This window comes from Enterovibrio gelatinilyticus (genome assembly GCF_028683095.1).
Classification (GTDB): Bacteria; Pseudomonadota; Gammaproteobacteria; order Enterobacterales; family Vibrionaceae; genus Enterovibrio; species Enterovibrio gelatinilyticus.
Window position 1 is genome coordinate 42,575 of sequence record NZ_JAJUBC010000010.1, and the last position, 20,862, is coordinate 63,436.

Genomic DNA, 20,862 nt, shown 5'->3' on the forward strand with positions numbered 1-20,862 from the left:
ATACTAAACATTAATGGCAGATTCGGCGAAAGTTTTGTTGTTTTTTTGCTCTTTGGCTCAGGATAAAATGTCAAATTTCAAGCGATTATATGTAGAAGCCCTTTTGGCAGCGAATTGGGTGGCTCCAGACTGGCAACTGCTGGAAAAAACAAAGGAAGGTGGGTGGCTGCTTGAGCGCCATTCAATGACGGAGCGCTTGAAAGCCTGCTGCCGTACCTTAACGGTGGAAGTGCTGGGTCTTCACGAAGTCGGCAAAGAAGTCTTGTCGAATAATGAACGTGAATTACTTGGCGACCAAGCATGTTTGGTGCGAGAGGTCGTTCTGTCAGGCGACGATACTCCCTGGCTTTGTGCACGAACCTTGGTGCCGATGTCGACCTTGACTGAACGCGAGCAAGACATCGCAGATTTGGGTGCCGTCCCGTTGGGACAGCGTGTTTTTAATCAGGCTAATGCGCGTCGTGATGCAATCGAAGTTGCGCACCTTGTCTGTGATGGACAAGCCTTGTTAGCACGCCGCTCCCGTTTGTGGGTGAATGACAAACCGATGCTGGTGTCTGAATTGTTTCTGCCTCATGCACCGATCTATCAGGAGGAAGGCTAAATGGATGCAGCCAAAGCTAAAGCGTTTTGGCAATTAACGCGGATGGATCGGCCCATTGGTAGCTTGTTGCTGCTATGGCCAACCCTGTGGGCGTTATTTCTTGCTGCTGATGGCGTGCCAGATCCGAAGGTGCTGGTGGTCTTTGTACTTGGCGTTATCATGATGAGAGCGGCAGGCTGTGTGATTAACGATTTTGCTGACCGCAACCTCGACGGTCATGTAAAGCGTACCAAAGCGCGTCCTCTTCCCTCTGGACTTGTTTCCGCCAAAGAAGCGTTGGCGCTCTTTGCCTTTTTAGTGCTTGGCGCTTTCTTACTGGTTCTGACGCTTGACCCACTGACGGTTAAACTCTCGGTGGTGGCGCTGGCGCTTGCCTCCATTTACCCGTTTATGAAGCGTTTCACCCATATGCCACAACTGGTTCTGGGTATGGCGTTTAGTTGGGCGATCCCGATGGCCTACGCGGCGCAGGCTGGAGAACTGCCGCCAGTTGCGTGGATGCTGTTTCTCGCCAATGTCGCGTGGACTGTCGCATACGATACCCTTTATGCCATGGTCGACAGAGATGACGATGTGAAAATCGGCATCAAATCATCGGCGATTTTGTTTGGTAAGTATGACAAGGCTGCGATTGGTGTGCTTCAGCTCATCACCTTATTGTTGCTAGTACTCGTCGGGTATCTGTCTCAGTTGTCGACGATATATTACTGGTTCTTATTAGTGGCATCGGCGCTGTTTGTTTACCAACAATGGCTAGCAAAAGGGCGCGACAGAGACGCCTGCTTTAAAGCTTTCTTGAATAACAATTACGTCGGCATGTTGGTATTTGTCGGCGTCGGCTTGGCTGTCATGCTCTAGCAATACAGTCTCTTTGCCGCGAAACGCAACGACACAATGGCATATCGCTCTCGTTCCAGAGAAAACCGGATAAGCATAAAAAAGAAAACCCTCGCCAATGGCGAGGGTTTTTTGTTTGCTTGAAGCGGCGTCGTTACGCGTCAGAAGGCTGATTCAGAATCGCTTGAATCGTGAGCTGTACTTCTGGCGAAATTAAACCCAACACACTTTCTTGCAGGGCTTCAATGTGCTCTTCTTTGGCGTGTCCTTCATCATTGAGGTAACCCTCTGCACGCAATGAATCCACTAAAGTACTGAATACGCCTTTGTCGAAGAACTCTGGTGCATTGATACCGTGCAGGCGACTCAAGCGTTGCGCCATCATTTGACTTTGCTGCTCAAGATCGGACTTTGATACATCCGGCTCGTGGCAGAATAAAGTGATAGTGATAGCGTAGCGTTGCAAGGTTTCGGCAATGGTGCGGCCTAACAGCTGAAGTTGATTCAGTTTACCTGACGCTCTTTGCAAGGTGTCGCCATCAATGGTCAGCAATGACTGACGCTCTAGCTCAATGATCACGGCATCCACGTAGCTTTCCAGTGCTTCGTTATCAAAGCTCATAAAGAGCTCAGATTTAAGTAGTGGGTAAAGCTGACGTACTGTTTCCAGCAAGGCTTCACGTTTCACACTGGTCTTGAACACCAGCATTTGCGCGATCAATGATGGAATCGCAAACAGATGAATAATGTTGTTGCGGTAGTAGGTCATCAAAATGGATTGATGACGATCCAATGAAATCACTTCACCTAATGAATCTTTCTCTACCACGAATTTGTTCAGGCTTAATGCATGTTCAACCAACTGTTGCGCCGTGTCTTCTGGCACTGTACTGGTTGATGAATACGGCACTTGGCGTAGTAATTCGAGGTAAATGTTCAACTGCTCTTCAAGCGCTTCACGGCTCAGAGCGCGTTGACGAGAGGCCAACAAAGCTGTGGCACAAAGCGTTAACGCATTGGCGGCTGCCGCATCGTTGATTTGCGTCATCATACGATCTGCTAGCTCATTCACCACTGGGTTTAGCCAGCTTGGGCGTTGAGGCTCGATAGGGTCGATGTCTTTGTGCCAGTTCGGTGCTTTCTCATTCAGGAAGTGGTTAACCTGAATCGGTTCGCCAAAGTTCACATAGCCTTTGCCGTAGTTACGCAGCTTGCGCAGAATGCCGACGACTTGGCCGAAGCTTTCTTTTTCTTTGCGCTTACCTTGCAGCTCTTTCGCGTAGGTACTGACTTCCATTACATGTTCGTAGCCGATATACACTGGCACCAAAGTAACCGGACGTTTTAGACCGCGAAGCATGGCTTGGATGGTCATTGCGAGCATGCCAGTTTTAGCGGGTAGCAAGCGACCTGTGCGTGAACGACCACCTTCGGAGAAATACTCAACCGAATAGCCTTTGGCAAACAGTTCTGCCAAATATTCGCGGAACACGGTGGAGTAGAGGCGGTTACCTTTGAAGGTACGACGCAAGAAGAATGCGCCACCACGACGGAAAATCGGCCCGGCTGGGAAGAAATTAAGATTCACCCCTGCCGCAATGTGTGGCGGAACCAAACCTTCTTTATACAGGGTATAAGAAAGTAGGACGTAGTCCATGTGCGAGCGGTGGCAGGGCACATAAACAATTTCATGACCGTCTTGGGCAAGCTTACGCACACGCTCGGCATTATTGATATTAATGCCTTGATACAGCTTATTCCAAAGCCACGTAAGTAGGCGATCGGCATAGCGAATCATGCTTGGTGAAAAGTCCGCGGCAATTTCTTCCATCATATCGATGGCTTCTTTACGCACTTTTTCGACAGGCACATCTCGGCTGGCAGCTTCGTCTTGTACCACTTTGTCGATTGCTTTGGACGCTAGCAGGCGCTTGAAAAGCAGCTGTCGATCAGGCAGTCCTGGGCCAGATGCCGCCATCTTTTGGCGTGAGAAATGGATTTTAGCAACACGGGCGAGTTTGTTAGCAATAGTGGTGTCGGTGCCGTGCTTGTCTGCCATGAATCGCAGCGAAACAGGGTTGCTTAGACGCACCATGCTGTCGCGACCTAAGGTCAAAATTGTGTAGCACTTTTGCAGCCCATTCATGGCTTGCAACGATGCAGCGACAGGGCGCGATTCATTGCCAGGGCTTCTGTCCCAAACCACAGATGCTGGGATCAACTGAATATCAAGCTCAGAGTCGCGCTTGTGCAGTTCGAGCAGTTCAGTAAACAGTTCTATGGACTCTTCAGGAACCGGATCGCCTTGTTTGAACATGCGTTTGCCTTCTGATATGAAGACATAGCGTGGCAGACTTTTCCCGCCAAGTTCTAAGGGCTCAAGTGGGTCTGGTAACCCGAGTTGCAGGCATATATTGCGCAACGTGAGCAGATCGGTATGAGAGCGAAACGGCAGAACGTAAACCATAGGGCGCGTGAGATCGAAGCCCAGTTGGTTAATCGGGTCTGACGGGATACTGATCGTCTTGACCAGTACCGATAAAGGTAAATTCAGTAACTTGTGATAAAACGATTGGCAAGCAGACATCTGATCGCAGCCTCTTATATTCTGTGCGTGGCAAGTCTAGCAGAAAACATTCGCGAACTTGCAGCGAAATGACACTAATACGCCTGCTTATGTCACCCGTGAGGCAGTAAAGGCAATGCGAGATTAAACAGAAAAGTGTGATCTCTGAGAGGGTCGTTAACCGAGTTGGTGCAAAATGCGCCTTTTCAACTGGTTAAACACTGGATATACTCACAGTTAACTGTATAAAAAGACAGGTCTGATTATGAAGCCGTTAACCGCAAGACAGCAGCAAGTCTTTGATCTTATCAAAGCAAAAATCGACGAGACGGGAATGCCACCAACCCGTGCCGAGATCGCGAGAGAGCTGGGCTTCCGCTCAGCGAATGCCGCGGAAGAACATTTGAAGGCGCTGGCGCGAAAAGGCGTGCTTGAAATCGTACCTGGTGCATCACGTGGCATCCGTTTACTGCTTACAACGGAATCCGCCAATGATGATGGGCTACCTCTGATCGGTCGAGTGGCAGCCGGTGAGCCAATTTTGGCGCAAGAGCATGTAGAAATGCACTATAAGGTTGACCCAAGTTTGTTCAAACCGAGCGCTGATTTCCTACTGCGTGTCAGCGGTATGAGTATGAAAGACATCGGTATTATGGATGGTGACTTACTCGCCGTGCACAAAACACAAGATGTGCGTAATGGTCAGGTGGTGGTTGCGCGTGTTGAAGACGATGTGACGGTTAAGCGCCTAGAACGTAAAGGCACGCAAGTCTGGTTACATGCTGAAAATGAAGAGTTTTCACCTATTGTGGTCGATTTAACACATCAGAACTTAGCCATTGAAGGTATTGCTGTTGGCGTTATTCGCAACAGCGACTGGATGTAATACCACTCCAAATCCAAGATGACTGAGAATAATAGGCGGTTAGTGGCGAAAGCATGCTAACCGCCTTTCTTTTACCTTTTTCTTGTGCCACAAGCCCTATCCTCGGGGTGTCTTCATCCCTCTGTTTTCACCCTTTCCCTACTGTATATATCCCTTAATTCGCGATTAAACTCTCTCTAATTTAGTGAGTTACCGTTCGCAAAATTTCGTTCTCGCTAGCGAATTTGTCGATAAAAGTTAAGGATGAAACACTTGTCTTCATCTCGTAATTTCGTGGCTGGCATCAAGTTTCAGCGCATTTTGCAGTCCATTTTTTGTTCTTTCCTCATTCCTTGCCTAGTTTTAATTGTAAATGAAGTGTTAATCGATGTTTCTGTTTGCTGCGCCCAATGAATCTCTGTTTTGCGTAGTGACTTCTAGGAGGGATCCGGTGACGACTCGCCAAACTCTATCTACGCTCGCGCTCCTCCCATCATTTGCTGCTGTCGCTGCAGATGAACAGTCTTCGTTCAACCTGACAAAAGGGGTGACGAATATCAGTGAGCAGGTCTACGACCTGCACATGACGATTCTGTATATCTGTGTCGCGATTGGTGTTGTGGTTTTTGGGATTATGTTTTGGTCGATTGTGCACCATCGCAAATCCAAAGGCGCAGTAGCAGCAAATTTCCATGAAAGCACCAAAGTGGAGATCTTATGGACATTAATTCCATTCTTGATCCTTATTGGTATGGCAGTTCCCGCTACGCGTGTGCTGTTAGCAATGGAAGACCCGTCTGACTCAGACATTACCATTCAGGTTACTGGCTCTCAGTGGAAGTGGCACTATCGCTACTTCGACCATGATGTGTCGTTTTTCTCTCTGCTCGCTTCTTCCTCAGCTCAAATTAATGGCGAACTCAAAAAGCGTGAAAATTACCTACTCGAAGTGGACCGCCCTTTGGTGGTACCTGTGGGTAAGAAGGTGCGCTTCCTGATCACTTCTGAAGACGTTATCCATTCTTGGTGGGTGCCTGCGTTTGCGGTGAAGAAAGATGCGAACCCAGGCTTCATTAATGAGGCGTGGACAAAAATCGACAAGCCCGGCATCTACCGTGGTCAATGTGCGGAATTGTGCGGTAAAGACCATGGCTTTATGCCGATAGTGGTCATTGCCAAGCCAGTTGATGAGTTCAATGAATGGGTGCAAGAGACGGCATTGGCACAAGCGAAAGTGCGTGAAGAAGAACAGAAACTGCTGTCGATGAACATGGATATGGACGAACTGATGACACTGGGTGAGGACGTTTACAACTCTCGTTGTGCAGCGTGTCACCAAGTCAATGGCCTCGGTTTGCCTGGTGTATTCCCAGCATTGGCGCAATCCGATATGGCGATTAAGTCGGACAGGCTTGTTGAGCATCTGAACGTAGTGATTCACGGCAAAGATGGTACAGCGATGCAAGCTTTCGGCGCACAACTGGGTTTGAAAGAATTGGCTGCGGTCATTACCTACGAGCGAAACGCATGGGGTAATGACACGGGGGATGTCATTCAAGCATCTCAAATTAATGCAGTGCTTAACGGTGACGATCTTTAAGGAGAAACGGTAATGACGGATATGACTCCCGATCAGGTCGATCATGATGACCATGATCATAAACCTCGCGGGGTGATGCGTTGGCTGTTGACAACCAACCATAAAGATATCGGCTCCATGTATCTGATCTTCAGCTTTAGCATGTTTTTGCTTGGCGGAGCCATGGCGCTCGTGATTCGTGCTGAGCTGTTCCAACCTGGGCTGCAGTTGGTTGAGCCAAATTTCTTCAACCAGATGACAACGGTTCATGGACTTATCATGGTATTTGGTGCGGTGATGCCAGCCTTTACAGGGCTAGCCAACTGGATGGTTCCTTTGATGATTGGTGCGCCAGATATGGCATTGCCACGCATGAACAACTGGAGCTTCTGGATTCTACCGTTCGCATTTCTGATGCTGATCATGTCACTGTTTATGGAAGGTGGTGGTCCTAACTTCGGTTGGACATTCTACGCACCGCTTTCGACCACCTATTCTCCTGACAGTACCGCACTGTTTGTGTTCGCCATTCATATTATGGGTATCAGTTCTATCATGGGGGCCATCAACGTGATTGTCACCATCATGAACCTGCGAGCCCCAGGTATGACTTACATGAAAATGCCGCTGTTCGTTTGGACATGGTTTATTACGGCCTTCTTGCTTATTGCCGTGATGCCCGTACTCGCGGGGGCGGTGACCATGGTGCTCACCGATAAATACTTTGCCACCTCATTCTTTGATGCCGCGGGTGGTGGTGATCCCGTGATGTTCCAGCATATCTTCTGGTTCTTTGGTCACCCTGAAGTTTACATTATGATTTTGCCAAGCTTCGGCATCATATCCGCCATTGTTCCAGCATTTTCACGCAAGAAGCTCTTTGGGTATGCCTCCATGGTTTACGCCACCGCGTCCATTGCGGGTTTGAGTTTCGTTGTGTGGGCGCATCACATGTTTACGACAGGGATGCCTGTGTTTGCAGAACTGTTTTTCATGTACTGCACCATGCTGATCTCCGTGCCGACAGGCGTGAAAGTGTTTAACTGGGTAGCCACCATGTGGCGTGGCTCGTTAACGTTCGAAACCCCCATGCTGTTTGCACTCGCCTTTATTGTGTTGTTCACCATTGGTGGTTTCTCAGGGTTGATGTTGGCGATCACACCGGCTGATTTCCAATACCATGACACCTATTTCGTGGTGGCGCATTTCCACTATGTTCTCGTGACGGGGGCGATCTTCTCCATCATGGCGGCGGCTTACTACTGGTTGCCGAAGTGGACAGGGCACATGTATGACAACAAATTGGCATCATGGCACTTCTGGTGCTCGCTGATTTCGGTCAACATTTTGTTCTTCCCGATGCACTTCCTTGGCTTGGCAGGTATGCCGCGCCGTATCCCTGACTATGCTCTTCAGTTTGCTGATATCAACGCGATTGTGAGTGTAGGGGCATTCTTGTTTGGCTTCTCGCAACTGATTTTCTTGGTGTTGGTTGTGAAATGTGCTCGCGGCGGTGAGCCAGCACCCGCGAAGCCTTGGGAAGGCGCGGAAGGTTTGGAGTGGGAAATTCCATCTCCAGCGCCTTATCACACCTTCTCTACGCCACCGAAAATTGATTAAAGGTAGGTTTGAATGGGCGAACAAAAAGACGACAACATACAACAACAGTCAGGTCGTTCAGCGTTAAAGCTGGCGGGCATGGCTGTACTGATGTTCGGCTTTGCGTTTGCCCTTGTTCCTTTGTATGACGTGTTTTGTGACATAACAGGCATCAACGGTAAAACGTCTGACATTGCTGCGCAGGAAAGCCAGCAAGTGGATTTCTCTCGAGAGGTCACCGTTGAGTTTGTGGCTTATATCAATCCTGGCCTTGGCTGGGATTTCACGCCTGAAATGAAAAAAATCACAGTCCACCCAGGGGAAACGCACACCATTGCCTACCGTGCGACGAACAACACCACCATGAATTCCATTGGGCAAGCAGTACCATCGGTTTCTCCGGGGTTAGCGGCTCAGTACTTGAACAAAATTGAATGCTTCTGCTTTAACCGCCAGCCATTAGAGGCGGGGAAAGATGCAGAGTTGCCATTGGTTTTCTATGTAGACCCGGCAATTCCTGACGACATCAATACCCTGACGTTGGCTTACACCCTGTTTAGCGCCAAAACTGAGCCAGTCACTCAGTAACCGCAGTGAGGTCATCATGACAACAACGCACTCAAACTCCGAATCACAGCAGGACTATGAACATTACTACGTCCCTGCACAGAGCAAATGGCCGATTGTCGGTGCTATTGCCCTGTTTTTGATCGCTATGGGCGCAGGCTCGACGGTCGGAGGGTTATTTGGCGGGAATGGACCCTGGATGCTCCTTGCGGGCTCTGCGGTGTTGATTTTCATGCTGACAGGTTGGTTTCGCGATGTGATCCATGAATCCATGGGTGGGCTATATTCCCATCAAATGGATCGGTCGTTTCGTCAGGGAATGAGCTGGTTTATTTTCTCTGAGGTCATGTTCTTTGCCGCCTTCTTTGGTGCATTGTTCTATGCGCGCTTTATCGCGGTGCCTTGGCTTGGTGGAGCAAGTAACAATGCCATGACAGCGGAAGTGCTATGGCCAGACTTCATCCCAGGTTGGCCTTTGGTGAAAACCCCTGATGGCACTGAGACAACAGCAATGGGCGCGTGGGGTTTACCGCTGATTAACACTGTTATCTTACTGGCGTCTTCTGTCACGCTTCATATCGCGCATGTGGCGATGGAAGAGGGCAACCGAAAACGCATCGTCCAAATGCTGGGTTTAACAGTACTGCTAGGCTGGATTTTCTTGTTCTTGCAAGGTGAAGAATACATTCATGCATACCAAGAGCTGAACCTGCGTCTTGATTCAGGTGTTTACGGGAATACCTTCTTCATGCTGACAGGTTTCCATGGCATGCACGTCTTCCTTGGTTCGGTTATTTTGTTCATTGTTTGGCTTAGGGTGCTAAAAGGGCATATGTCGCCTGATCAGCACTTTGCCTTTCAGGCTGGGGCTTGGTATTGGCATTTCGTGGACGTGGTATGGCTGACACTGTTTGTGTTCGTGTATGTCTTATAGCGCGATGTTGGGGTGATTCTTCACCCCTTTTACGTATTTCAGTGCTTAGTAAGGACGAGGATTCGGTTCGATAACGCCAGTCGCTATTGCGATCAGTAGCAAAGCGAACACAATCACAGAAAAGAAAACACGCCGACCGAGATAACGCGACATAGGGATATCGGACTTCCCTTTGAGCATGATGGGAAGCGCGCGAAACAGGTTAAACACAATAAAGATAAGTAGGCAGACGAGGATAGCTTTGAGCAACATATTGCCTCCATCTGGCCAAAAAGGTGACCAACAGGGTGAATGGGTGTCGACATCGAAAGTACGTCGCATACGACGCTTGGGTTTCCTTGCTTTTACTTTGACCATGGTTGTGCTCTTGGTCAAGTTAGGGATGTGGCAAATGTCACGTGCTGCGGAAAAAGAGACGCTTCTGGATCAACTGTCGGCGCGTCAGCAGCAAGTGTTCACTCAAGTTTCCTCTCTTCCTCAAGATGCCAAAGGGTTTGCGGTTGACCTAAGTGGCACCTTCGACGTGAATCGCAGTGTGTTACTCGATAACCAAATTCATCAAGGAAGAGTGGGGTATCGCTGGATGATGCCACTCTTGACGGATGACCGTTGGCTGTTGATTGATTTGGGTTGGATTGCCGCGCCGCCGCGCCGCGATACATTGCCAGAGTTACCCAAGATATTAGGACGTTATCGCGTTGAGGGTATTGCGGATTCTCCCTCGCAACGCGTGGTGCTCGCCACAGATAATGCGGCGCCTTCGTGGCCTTGGCGAGTGCAGTTAATTGATATTGAAGCGATATCTAAGGCCAGTGGTTACCCCCTACAGCCTTGGGTGATACGTGTTGAAACGATAACAAGTCAATCGGGGGAAACGGTTGATTGGAATGCCTTACCCGTGTGGGAACCTGTCGTGATGCAGCCTGAGAAACACTATGGCTATGCGATGCAGTGGTTCGGCTTGGCTCTGGTGGTGGCTTTGGGATTTGTGATTTGGTGGAGGAAGGGACGCTGATGAATGGAAAGAAAGCCTTAATCATGGTGGTAATAGCCTTTGCTGTGCCTGTGGTGGCTGCCAAGTTGGTATTGGAAATGGGTTGGTTTAACAAAGGCGTGACCAACAAAGGGGAACTGCTGACACAAGAGGTTCGCACGGATTGGCTCGAACACAATGGGCAGTGGCGCTTGGTGTATTCTTTGCCGCAAACCTGCTCAGAGCAATGTGAAAGTGCGCTGTTTCAGTTAAAACAAATCCCCGTTGCTGTTGGCCCAGAACGCGATCGCGTGACCAGTATTTTATTGGTGTCTGATGCGCCAGCAGCGAAGGGCGGCGACAGTATCATTGAGCAGAGAATCGATACTCAGCAGCACCAAACCATGGCGGCACTGCCTCATGCGGGTGAAGCGATTTATCTGGTTGACCCACTTAATAACCTCATCTTGGCGTATCCGATTCCGGAAGGAAAACCTGAGCAAATTACTCAAAGCAAGGGGCTACTCTCTGATCTTCGCAAACTCATGAAACTGTCAAAGGTGGGGTGAGCATGGACGCTGAAAAACGCTACCTCGGGGTTATTTATGGCGCACTGCTCTTGGCGTTTGTGGTGGTAGGGCTCGGCGCGTTCACCCGTTTAACAGAAGCAGGGCTAGGTTGCCCTGACTGGCCGGGATGTTATGGATTTTTGACCGTCCCACTAACCCCTGAAAAAGTGGAACAAGCCACACAAGCTTTCCCAAATGCTCCCGTGGAAGCGCAAAAAGCATGGAATGAGATGATCCACCGCTACGTGGCTGGCACCCTAGGTTTGGTCATTGCAGCCATCGCTTGGCTGGCTTGGCGAGGTCAGGGTAGAAGTCGAACATTACCCACAATTTTACTGGCTGTGGTGACATTTCAAGCCGCTCTCGGCATGTGGACTGTCACCATGAACTTAATGCCCATTGTGGTGATGGGGCATCTATTAGGTGGCTTCACCACAGTGACCTTGCTGTTTTTGTTGGCCGTACTTGAGCGAAAACGTTTTAGGCAACAGCATGAAAGTCATGAAGTATCTGAGCAAGCAGGCGTGGTGCCACCAGACGCTGCATCAATGGCTATCCAAGATAACACCACGATGTCTGGTTCAATATCCGGTCGATTAAAAGTGCTCACGGTAGGGGCTCTGATGGCGGTGATATTGCAAATTGCCTTGGGTGGATGGACGTCGGCGAATTATGCCGCGGTGGTGTGTACGCAATTGCCCATCTGTGAAGTGGACTGGGCGAGCAGTTATGACGCGTCAGCGTTTCACCCTATCAGCCCAACCAGCGAGACCTATCAATATGGTGTCCTCGGTTTTGAACAGCGTGTGACCATTCACGCCACCCACCGAATTGGCGCGATGGTGGTAACGGCATTGGTGCTGCTGTTGGCGTGGCGTGTTCGCCGACCATTAGGAAAAAATACGTCGATGCTGCTTGTCGGCGCGTTACTGTTACAAATTTCACTGGGTGTAACCAATGTTGTTGCCTTATTACCATTGTCGGTGGCAGTGGCACACAACGTATGTGGCTTGTTGTTGTTATTAATTATGGTGCGGACAACCGTGTTGGTTTTTTCCGCCCAACCTTCCAACGCGTCTCAGACGTCATTGGAAGAATCGGGGAGGTTGAGTCATGGCTAAAGTCTCAGTGCAATCGCTAGCAAACAGCACATCTACGAGAACGGAAACCGCCGTCTGGCGTGATTATCTGGAGTTAACCAAACCCAAGGTGGTGGCCATGTTGCTACTCACCGCGATGGTGGGAATGTGTCTTGCTGTACCTGCGTTACCAACAGCAAAAGTGGTGATTTTGGGACTGCTGGGTATAGGGATGCAATCTGCTGCCGCTGCGGTGTTCAATCATGTGATTGACCGTCGTATTGACCGTCAAATGCAACGCACCATCCATCGTCCTGTGGCGAAAGGTCGTGTCAGCACCATGCAGGCATTGGCGTTTGGTGTCACGCTCATGGTGGTGGGTTTTGCCTTGCTTTGGGCGTTGAATTCGCTGGTGGCATGGCTCACGTTCGCGAGTTTAATTGGCTATGCCTTGGTGTATACCGTTTGGTTGAAGCATGCCACCCCACAAAACATTGTCATTGGTGGCCTTGCTGGCGCCATGCCGCCGTTGCTCGGTTGGGTCGCGGTCACGGGTTCATTAGACCCTCATGCATTGCTACTTGTAATGCTGGTGTTTACATGGACGCCGCCTCATTTCTGGGCGTTGGCGATTCACCGTCAGAAAGATTATGCCAAAGCTGGCGTTCCTATGTTGCCCGTGACGCATGGTGTTGAATTTACCAAGACCATGATTTTGCTCTACACCATGCTGCTCATCGTTGTAGGGTTCTTACCATGGTTGGCAGGCATGAGTGGTGAGATTTATTTGGTTGGCAGCTTTGCGCTGAACCTTGGTTTTGCGTGGTATGCATGGCGTTTGAAGTTTGCCGATGAAAAAGGACTAGCCTGGCAGACCTTTAAATATTCCATTTGGCATATCTTCGGTCTGTTTGTCGCCTTGTTGGCTGACCACGCGTGGTATGCGTTAGCATAAGGGAAATGCTTCCTTTGTGCTGAGTGCCATCATGACCTTTCCTGATGTGACGTTTCGAACGCCGCGGTTAACTGCCGCGGCGTTATCATCTTCCTCATTACCTCACGTGTTAAGTGCAGTTTCAACGCAGCTTGCCTCGATACTGACGACTGATGTGACTCGCCATCTTCCCCCTGATATACAAACGGTGTGTGACACAGAAAGTGCGGCTAAGTGGTTATTGAGCACGGTCGCTGAATGCCAGTTTGTGACAGTGAGCTTGGCCGATGATGATGCGTTTGTGGGCTTCTTTTTGCTTTATCCAGAGATTGTCGAACACGAACGCGACGGCTATTTGCTTCGATTGGGGTATGTGGTGGCTGAACGCTATCAGGGGCAAGGGCTTGCCAGTGAAATGATTGCGGGATTAGTGGCGTGGAGTCGCTCGTCTGGTGTTGTCAAAGCCCTGTCTGGTGGCGCCAGTGCCGAGAATGTCCCATCGATTAAGGTGTTGGAGAAAAACGGCTTTGTCCGAGAAGAAAATGATGAAAATCATCAGGGTAATACGGTGTTTTTAACGATAACGTTCTAATCATCTTTGTTACACTGGCCCACCGAATTTTCCTAGTGTGCGAATTATGTTTTCAGCACTTCAACAAAAATCACTCCACGTTCGCGTGTTCTCTCTCGCTTTTCCCATGGTGTTATCCAACATCACTGTGCCGCTATTGGGGCTGGTGGATGCGGCCGTTATTGGTCATCTCGACCATGCTTGGTATCTCGGCGGTGTTGCTATTGGCAGCACAATGATTGCTGTTACCTTCTGGTTATTGGGCTTTTTGCGCATGGCAACCACTGGGCTGACGGCGCAAGCGTGGGGCGGTAACGACAAAACAGGGCTTGCCAATGTGTTTTTGCAAGGCTTGACCTTGGCGTGGTTACTGGCGGCGGTGATCCTCGCTTTGCATCCGTTTATTGCTGATGCCGTGCTCTCGTATAGTGATGCCAGCGCGGAAGTAAAACGCTATGCGGATGAATATTTTTCTATTCGTATTTGGAGTGCGCCTGCCGCGCTAACCAATTTGGTGATCATGGGATGGCTGCTTGGCGCACAAAACGCCAAGAAGCCGATGATGCTGATCATCTTGGTCAATCTGGTCAATATCGTGCTGGATTTACTGTTTGTGGTGGGCTTTGGCTGGAAAGTTCAGGGCGCCGCTGCGGCGAGTGTGATCGCCGATTATTCGGGTATGGCGCTAGGGTTGTATTTCGTTGCTAGGGTTTGGGTGGAATCGTCACTGCCTTCGCCGCTTGCGCAATGGAAGAAGGCGTCTGCGGGAATGAGCCGATTAGCAAAGCTCAACAGAGACATTTTCCTGCGTAGCCTTTGTTTGCAATTAGCGTTTACGTTCATGACCTTTCAAGGTGCGACCTTGGGGGATGACGTGGTGGCAGCCAATGCGGTATTGATGAATTTCTTGATGCTGGTGTCTTTTGCCATGGATGGATTTGCCTACGCGATGGAAGCCATGGTGGGTAAGGCGATCGGCGCTAAAAATCGGCAAGAACTATTGGAGTCTCTCACGGCAACTTCCTTCTGGAGTTTGGTTATTTCTTTGCTGATCACCTTGGCGTTTCTATTGGGAGGGCGAAGCATCGTCGGGGTAATTTCAGACATTCCCGCCGTACGCGAACAAGCATATTTATACCTGCCTTGGCTGATAGCCATGCCTTTGGTGTCTATGTGGTGCTTCTTGTTAGATGGCGTGTTCATTGGGGCAACGCGTGGACGAGAAATGCGTAATACCATGTTCATCTCGATGGCAGGCTTTTTCGCCATTTGGTGGCTGTTGAGCAGTGCGAATCAAGACATAGGTAACCATGCTCTTTGGGCGGCAATGCTCGGCTTTATGGCTTTGCGAGGAATTACCCTCGGTGTGTTGTTTGCGTATCAGTGGCGACGTGGGAAGTTCTTGTTGTCATCACATCCTTAAAAACTCGCTATCAGTGATGGCAGGGTGGTGAAAATAGAAAACGAAAAAGGCTCCTTGGGAGCCTTTTTTATGTGTATGTACTCAACGAGCTGGGGGCACTTAGTAGTAAGAGTGCTCGCCGGCAGCGTGCTCAGTCACATCACGTACTGCGGTTAATTCGCCGCTGAATTCTTCAAGTAGCTGCTTTTCGATACCGTCTTTCAATGTCACGTCGACCATCGAACAACCGTTACAGCCACCACCAAACTGGATAACAGCTGCGCCGTCTTCAGTGATTTCAATTAGGTTGATGTGACCACCGTGACCTGCAAGCTGAGGGTTCACTTGAGTTTGGATAACGTATTCAACACGCTCTAACAGCGTGGCATCATCCGACACTTTACGCATTTTCGCATTCGGCGCTTTCAGAGTCAGTTGAGACCCCATTTTGTCAGTGACAAAGTCAATTTCCGCATCATCAAGGAACGGCAGACTCAATTCATCAACGTAGGCCAAAAAGCCATTGAATTCGTACTTAGTGTCCGACGCTTCAATGGCATCTTGAGGGCAGTAAGACACGCCACACTCAGCGCTTTGCGTGCCTGGGTTAACCACGAATACGCGGATGTTGGTGCCTTCTGGTTGCTGCTCCAGCAGCTTAACGAAATGGCTTTGTGCACTTTCTGAAATAATAATGTGTGACACGGCTTCTTACCTGACTATTCCGATATGTTAATGACAGTTTACTCTGGTTTTTCTTTACTATCACCCCCAAAGCAGTGAGGTTACTTTTTTGTCACTTTGGCGGTGTTCGACAAAGGCAATAGACATCAATCTGAGTGACGCCCTGTTTACGCAATAACCGACAAAGTTCATTAATGGTTGCGCCTGTGGTGACCACATCATCAACCAATGCAACGTGCTTCGGCAGTGTTCCTTTGCTTGTAAATGCCCCGCGAAGGTTAGATAAGCGAGATTGTCGGCTTAATCCTTGCTGTTGGCGAGTCGCGCGGTGGCGTTTTAGGATGTCGGGCGCACATTGGGCTTCTAAAGGCTTGGCTAATGCCTTTGCCAGTAGAGTACTGTGATTAAAACCTCGCATGACTCTCCGTCGCCAATGCATAGGAACAGGCAATAAAATCGGTGCTGGGTCGTCGATTTCCTCAGCCAGCAATTTCCCGAGCGCGGGCGCGAGCCAATAATGGCCTTGGTATTTGAAGCGGTGAAGCAGCTTGTCATACGGAAATGTGTAGCCACCGACACAAATGAGCCTATCCCAAGCGGGTGGCGAGTTCAGGCAGCGACCGCAACTGTCGGTAACATAGGGCGTCGGCAAGCCACAATGCAAGCAGCGCGGGATGCGAGGAAACGTCTCATGACATGTTTCGCACCATGGATAATGTCGATGCACCAGCGTGTGATGACAAAGCTGACAGCGAAGCGGCAGGGCGCGTAAGATAGAGCGAAACATCATAGCTTGATGGCTCGAAACGAATCGAATTTAGGCAGTGTAAATGACGACATCTCTTTACTGGCATACGGAAGGCCAGGGTTCCGATCTGATTCTCATTCACGGTTGGGGCATGAACAGTGCAGTATGGCAAAACATTCTCCCCGCTCTCACTCCTCACTATCGCGTGCATTGTGTCGATCTGCCCGGCTATGGCTTCAGCCAACCGACAGATGCGTTTTCTTTGCAAGAGATGGCACATTGCTTGCTTGATAATTCTCCACAGGAATCGATCTGGGCAGGATGGTCCTTGGGCGGCATGGTTGCGACGCAAGCGGCGCTGATTGCCCCTGAGAGAGTGAAAGGCTTAGTGACTATTGCCAGTTCACCTCGATTTTCTGCAGAACATGGATGGCGAGGGATTAAACCCGAGGTATTGCAGGCGTTTACGAAACAATTGGCGGGCGATTTTAAAACAACCGTTGAGCGATTTATGGCGCTACAGGCAATGGGCAGTCCAACGGCGCGACAAGATATCAAGTGGTTGAAGCAATCGGTGTTGTCACACCCTGCGCCGCAACCTGAAGCTCTAGAGGCTGGGCTAGGTATTCTTGCTGAGGCTGATTTGAGACCGCAATTGCATGATATTTCAATGCCTTGGTTGAGAATGTATGGTCGGCTAGATGGCCTTGTGCCCGTGAAAGTGGCGCAAGAGCTCGATGTACTGGCACCGCAGTCGCAACGGCAAATTTTTGCCAATGCATCGCATGCACCGTTTATCTCTGATCCTGCCCATTTTACGCAGGCGCTGTTGGCGTTTTGCGGACAATGTTTGCCGTCCAGTCAGAAAAAAGTGACGAAATAAAGTGAAATGCGGCTAAATTTTACACGTTAGTTGCCGATACTTTATACGTGTTACTTGATATGGCATCAGGAGAGACCATAATGAATATAGGTAACGTTGGGCAATCTCAGTACGTTTACGCTAAGCCTTCGCCTGTAAATGCAGAAGCAAAGGCGAATCAGGCGCAAACGTCAGAGGGAGCAAATCAGTCTTATGCGCAAGTCGCTAAAGGTGTAACGGACGCTAAGACTGTCAACCAAGCAACGGCAACCGAAGGCAAAGTACCCGCTTCATCTGACGTTGAAGCATTCACTTACGGGGCATTGGGTATGGACCACCCTGACGAAGTGAAAACCAATGATGATGGGGCTTATACCGCCGGACAAGTTTTATCTGCCATCGGTACGATAGGTGGGATATTAGCTATCTTGGTATAGTTTCGCTGTAGAGATACAGTTTGCGCATGTCGCGGGGTTGCCCGCGGTTTGCCATAAGGCGACGGCCTTCGGTTGATGTTGGGAGACAACATTGGCATGAACATTTCGCCCGCAAACGTCAGCATACCCGCTGTCGCACCGTCAGTGAATCCGCCAACGGAGCAAGTTGCGCGGGACAATCGCGTGCGCGAAAAAATTGTCCCTCCGCGCCAACCCACCGCTAACGCCGAAGAGCGTCCGGTTAGCCAAGAAGAGAAGCAGCTTCGCAAGCCATCATGGGATCCGTCTGAGCATCCTACTTACACTGATCTCACGCAACAATCTCGCCAATTCGATGGCGCACAGTTTGCGGCGCATGAAACCCTAAGCCAGCTTTCGTCAATGCTATCAAGCGGCAGTTATGTTCCCGCTGGTGAAAATGGCTATGCCATGAAACTCAAATTGCCGAAAGAAGTGCTGGATAAGATTGATCAGTTGAAAGATTCCCAGCGGACAGGGGCGGTGGTCGCGATGCGCTATCAACAATCGTCAGCGGCAAACCTTCCTTCGGAAGTGTTGATCGTGATTTAGCGAACACTCGCCTGAGCGACCACTGCGATGCTTCGCATCGTACACACGGTAAATGAATATAAAAAAACAGCGCCGAGAGGCGCTGTTGTGGTTTTTAGCAAAAGGTTTGTCGTCGGCTTACTTGCGCTTTGCCTTCGCAAATGCATCTGCGAACGCACCACCAAAGGCTGGTGAGTTACCGCTTTGTTGTTGATGACTTGATGCGCCGCGATGAGGTTGATTACGCGTTTGAGGTTGGGCTGAACGTGAATCACGGTTTGCATTGCCACGACTTGCAGGTTTGTTGTCCGCCCCCGGCTCATCGTTTAGACGCATCGACAAGGCAATTCGTTTACGCGCAAGATCCACTTCCATCACCTTCACTTTCACCACATCGCCGGCTTTAACCACTTCACGTGGGTCAGAGATGAATTTGTCTGACAGTGCCGAGATATGCACTAAGCCGTCTTGGTGAACGCCGATATCCACGAACGCGCCAAATGCTGTCACGTTAGTGATGGAGCCTTCTAGCACCATGCCGGGGATCAGATCTTTCACTTCGTTTACGCCTTCCGCGAACGTGGCGGTTTTAAACTCAGGTCGTGGGTCACGTCCTGGCTTTGCTAACTCAGACAGAATGTCTGTGACCGTTGGAATACCAAAAGTACTGTCTGCGTAATCTGACGCTTTCAAGCTGCGCAGAAAGTCATGGTTACCGATCATGGCATCCACCGCTTTACCTGTGTTGTCGGCAATGCGTTTCACCACAGGGTAGGCTTCAGGGTGAACCGAAGAACCATCCAATGGATTCTTGCCATGCATCACACGCAAAAAGCCTGCACACTGCTCGTAGGCCTTCGGGCCTAGGCGCGGTACTTTCAGTAAGGTTTTACGATCGCCAAAGCGGCCGTTCTCATCACGAAACGCCACGATATTCGCCGCCATGGTGGTAGAAAGGCCTGCCACACGGGTTAGCAGTGCGGCAGAGGCACTATTCACATCCACACCCACGGCGTTCACACAGTCTTCTACTACCGCATCCAAGCGTTTTGCCAATTGGCTCTGGCTCACATCGTGTTGGTATTGGCCCACACCGATAGATTTCGGGTCAATTTTTACCAGCTCAGCCAATGGGTCTTGCAAGCGACGCGCAATGGAAACGGCGCCGCGCAGCGAGACATCAAGTCCTGGGAATTCGGCAGCGGCAAGTTCTGACGCTGAATAGACCGATGCGCCTGCTTCACTCACCATCACGGTTTGAATTTTCTGGCCTGCGTCTTTGAGCATGCCAGCCACAAACGCATCGGTTTCACGTGATGCTGTGCCGTTACCTATCGCAATCAAATCCACGTTGTGCTTTTTCACTAACGCCATGACCACGCGCGACGATTCGGCAATCTTGTTGTGCGGCGCGGTTGGGTAAATGGTGGCGGTATCGAGCAGCTTACCTGTACTGTCCACGACAGCGACTTTACACCCTGTACGCAAGCCTGGATCGATACCCAAGGTGCTGCGAGGGCCAGCGGGTGCAGCCATCAGGAGATCTTTCAGGTTATCGGCAAACACTTTAATGGCATCGTTTTCTGCCATTTCACGCAAGTTGCCCATCAACTCAGTCTCCATGTGCATCAAAATTTTGATGCGCCATGCAAAGCTCACCACCTGCTTGCGCCAACGATCGGCAGCAGCGGTGCCGAGTGTCACGCCAAAGTGATCGCAGATGATGTTTTCGCAATACGATCCCGTGGATTTTTCATCCTGACCGGGATCGGCATTGAGAGAAAGTTGAAGGATGCCTTCGTTGCGACCACGGAACATGGCCAATGCTCGGTGAGACGGCACTTTCGTGAGACGTTCGTCATGCGCAAAGTAATCTTTAAATTTCGCGCCTTCGTTTTCCTTGCCAGCAATCACACGCGCTTGAAGCTCGGCTTGTTGGTTTAAGTGACGACGAATTTTATCAAGCAGGGCTGCGTCTTCGGCAAATTGCTCCATTAAGATGGCACGTGCGCCATCAAGTACGGCTTTGGTGTCAGCAAAGCCCTTGTCGGCATCAATGTAGCTAGCGGCTTCGGCGTCTGGATCGGTATCTGGGTGCTGCCATAGGGTTTGCGCCAACGGCTCAATGCCCGCTTCAATGGCAATTTGCCCTTTGGTGCGACGCTTTTGTTTGTACGGAAGGTACAAATCTTCAAGGCGGTTTTTTGTGTCAGCGCTCAGGATATCTTTTTTCAGCGCGTCGCTGAGTTTGCCTTGTTCATCAATCGATTTGAGGATGACGTGGCGACGGTCTTCTAGTTCGCGTAAATAGCCAAGGCGAGATTCCAGATTACGCAATTGGGTGTCATCAAGGCCGTTAGTGACTTCTTTACGGTAACGGGCAATAAATGGGACGGTATTGCCATCATCGAGCAGGGTAACAGCAGCAATCACTTGCGCGTCACGGACATTTAGCTCACTGGCAATTTGTTGATAAATTGACGAGGTCATGGTGTTCCTTTGA

General features: G+C 50.0%; 21 protein-coding genes. 16 read left to right on the forward strand and 5 right to left on the reverse strand.

The features are described from left to right. The first annotated feature begins 67 nt into the window (after positions 1–67). Together LRP50_RS10240 and ubiA are read left to right on the forward strand one after the other, a co-directional pair. A complete protein-coding gene (locus LRP50_RS10240) occupies positions 68–604 on the forward strand; it encodes a chorismate--pyruvate lyase family protein (RefSeq protein WP_274164367.1) in 537 nt (178 codons plus the stop codon). Beyond that, entirely contained in the window at positions 605–1,462 is an 858-nt protein-coding gene (gene ubiA, locus LRP50_RS10245) for a 4-hydroxybenzoate octaprenyltransferase (protein ID WP_274164368.1), read from the forward strand. A 133-nt stretch (positions 1,463–1,595) separates the two neighbouring features. Here ubiA and plsB read toward each other — a convergent pair whose 3' ends face one another. Continuing rightward, positions 1,596–4,028, reverse strand: a complete 2,433-nt coding sequence (gene plsB, locus LRP50_RS10250) for a glycerol-3-phosphate 1-O-acyltransferase PlsB (protein WP_274164369.1) — start codon at positions 4,026–4,028, stop codon at positions 1,596–1,598. Between the two features lie 244 nt (positions 4,029–4,272). Between plsB and lexA the strand changes: the two genes are divergently transcribed. The 5 genes from lexA (at position 4,273) to LRP50_RS10275 (ending at position 9,551) form a co-directional block, all read left to right on the forward strand. Next, complete coding sequence (gene lexA, locus LRP50_RS10255; protein WP_274164370.1) at positions 4,273–4,893, forward strand: transcriptional repressor LexA; 621 nt, start codon at positions 4,273–4,275, stop codon at positions 4,891–4,893. 430 nt (positions 4,894–5,323) lie between these two features. Then, positions 5,324–6,472 carry a cytochrome c oxidase subunit II gene (gene coxB, locus LRP50_RS10260; RefSeq protein ID WP_274164371.1) on the forward strand — a complete coding sequence of 383 codons (1,149 nt, stop codon included), beginning with the start codon at positions 5,324–5,326 and terminating at the stop codon, positions 6,470–6,472. A 12-nt stretch (positions 6,473–6,484) separates the two neighbouring features. Then, positions 6,485–8,071 carry a cytochrome c oxidase subunit I gene (gene ctaD, locus LRP50_RS10265; RefSeq protein ID WP_274164372.1) on the forward strand — a complete coding sequence of 529 codons (1,587 nt, stop codon included), beginning with the start codon at positions 6,485–6,487 and terminating at the stop codon, positions 8,069–8,071. Positions 8,072–8,083: 12 nt separating this feature from the next. Next, a complete protein-coding gene (locus tag LRP50_RS10270; protein WP_274164373.1) occupies positions 8,084–8,638 on the forward strand; it encodes a cytochrome c oxidase assembly protein in 555 nt (184 codons plus the stop codon). A gap of 16 nt (positions 8,639–8,654) precedes the next feature. Further along, entirely contained in the window at positions 8,655–9,551 is an 897-nt protein-coding gene (locus LRP50_RS10275) for a cytochrome c oxidase subunit 3 (protein WP_274164374.1), read from the forward strand. Between the two features lie 45 nt (positions 9,552–9,596). On the opposite strand, the gene LRP50_RS10280 is transcribed toward LRP50_RS10275, so the two are convergent. Then, positions 9,597–9,803: a DUF2909 domain-containing protein gene (locus LRP50_RS10280; RefSeq protein ID WP_274164375.1), complete on the reverse strand. Its 207-nt coding sequence runs from the start codon at positions 9,801–9,803 to the stop codon at positions 9,597–9,599. Here LRP50_RS10280 and LRP50_RS10285 point away from each other — a divergent pair. From LRP50_RS10285 to dinF, 6 genes are read left to right on the forward strand one after another with little or no spacing between them, the layout of a single operon-like run. Further along, complete coding sequence (locus LRP50_RS10285) at positions 9,793–10,566, forward strand: SURF1 family protein (RefSeq protein WP_337992912.1); 774 nt, start codon at positions 9,793–9,795, stop codon at positions 10,564–10,566. The two genes, LRP50_RS10280 and LRP50_RS10285, sit on opposite strands and share 11 nt — an antisense overlap. Then, complete coding sequence (locus tag LRP50_RS10290) at positions 10,566–11,093, forward strand: hypothetical protein (protein ID WP_274164376.1); 528 nt, start codon at positions 10,566–10,568, stop codon at positions 11,091–11,093. The genes LRP50_RS10285 and LRP50_RS10290 overlap by 1 nt, the downstream gene beginning before the upstream one ends. A 2-nt stretch (positions 11,094–11,095) precedes the next feature. Beyond that, positions 11,096–12,214, forward strand: a complete 1,119-nt coding sequence (locus LRP50_RS10295) for a COX15/CtaA family protein (protein WP_274164377.1) — start codon at positions 11,096–11,098, stop codon at positions 12,212–12,214. Further along, on the forward strand, positions 12,207–13,127 hold the full coding sequence (cyoE, locus tag LRP50_RS10300; protein ID WP_274164378.1) for a heme o synthase: 921 nt from the start codon (positions 12,207–12,209) through the stop codon (positions 13,125–13,127). The genes LRP50_RS10295 and cyoE overlap by 8 nt, the downstream gene beginning before the upstream one ends. Positions 13,128–13,158: 31 nt before the next feature. Then, on the forward strand, positions 13,159–13,698 hold the full coding sequence (locus tag LRP50_RS10305; protein WP_274164379.1) for a GNAT family N-acetyltransferase: 540 nt from the start codon (positions 13,159–13,161) through the stop codon (positions 13,696–13,698). Between the two features lie 46 nt (positions 13,699–13,744). Next, positions 13,745–15,100, forward strand: coding sequence for an MATE family efflux transporter DinF (dinF, locus tag LRP50_RS10310; RefSeq protein WP_274164380.1), 1,356 nt, complete (start codon positions 13,745–13,747; stop codon positions 15,098–15,100). A gap of 99 nt (positions 15,101–15,199) precedes the next feature. On the opposite strand, the gene nfuA is transcribed toward dinF, so the two are convergent. Both nfuA and LRP50_RS10320 read right to left on the reverse strand, forming a co-directional pair. After that, positions 15,200–15,784 (reverse strand): Fe-S biogenesis protein NfuA, encoded by a 585-nt coding sequence (gene nfuA, locus LRP50_RS10315; RefSeq protein ID WP_274164381.1) that lies wholly within the window; start codon positions 15,782–15,784, stop codon positions 15,200–15,202. 91 nt (positions 15,785–15,875) lie between these two features. Then, entirely contained in the window at positions 15,876–16,553 is a 678-nt protein-coding gene (locus LRP50_RS10320) for a ComF family protein (RefSeq protein ID WP_274164382.1), read from the reverse strand. A 40-nt stretch (positions 16,554–16,593) separates the two neighbouring features. On the opposite strand from LRP50_RS10320, the gene bioH reads away from it, so the two are divergent. The 3 genes from bioH to LRP50_RS10335 all read left to right on the forward strand — a co-directional run bounded on the left by bioH (position 16,594) and on the right by LRP50_RS10335 (position 18,380). Continuing rightward, the gene (bioH, locus tag LRP50_RS10325) at positions 16,594–17,394 is read left to right on the forward strand and encodes a pimeloyl-ACP methyl ester esterase BioH (RefSeq protein ID WP_274164383.1); all 801 of its coding nucleotides are present in this window, start codon (positions 16,594–16,596) and stop codon (positions 17,392–17,394) included. Between the two features lie 80 nt (positions 17,395–17,474). Further along, entirely contained in the window at positions 17,475–17,810 is a 336-nt protein-coding gene (locus LRP50_RS10330; protein WP_274164384.1) for a hypothetical protein, read from the forward strand. A gap of 75 nt (positions 17,811–17,885) precedes the next feature. Further along, a complete protein-coding gene (locus tag LRP50_RS10335) occupies positions 17,886–18,380 on the forward strand; it encodes an ATP-dependent Lon protease (RefSeq protein ID WP_337992913.1) in 495 nt (164 codons plus the stop codon). A 117-nt stretch (positions 18,381–18,497) separates the two neighbouring features. On the opposite strand, the gene LRP50_RS10340 is transcribed toward LRP50_RS10335, so the two are convergent. Continuing rightward, positions 18,498–20,849, reverse strand: a complete 2,352-nt coding sequence (locus LRP50_RS10340) for a Tex family protein (protein WP_274164386.1) — start codon at positions 20,847–20,849, stop codon at positions 18,498–18,500. Positions 20,850–20,862 lie beyond the last annotated feature (13 nt).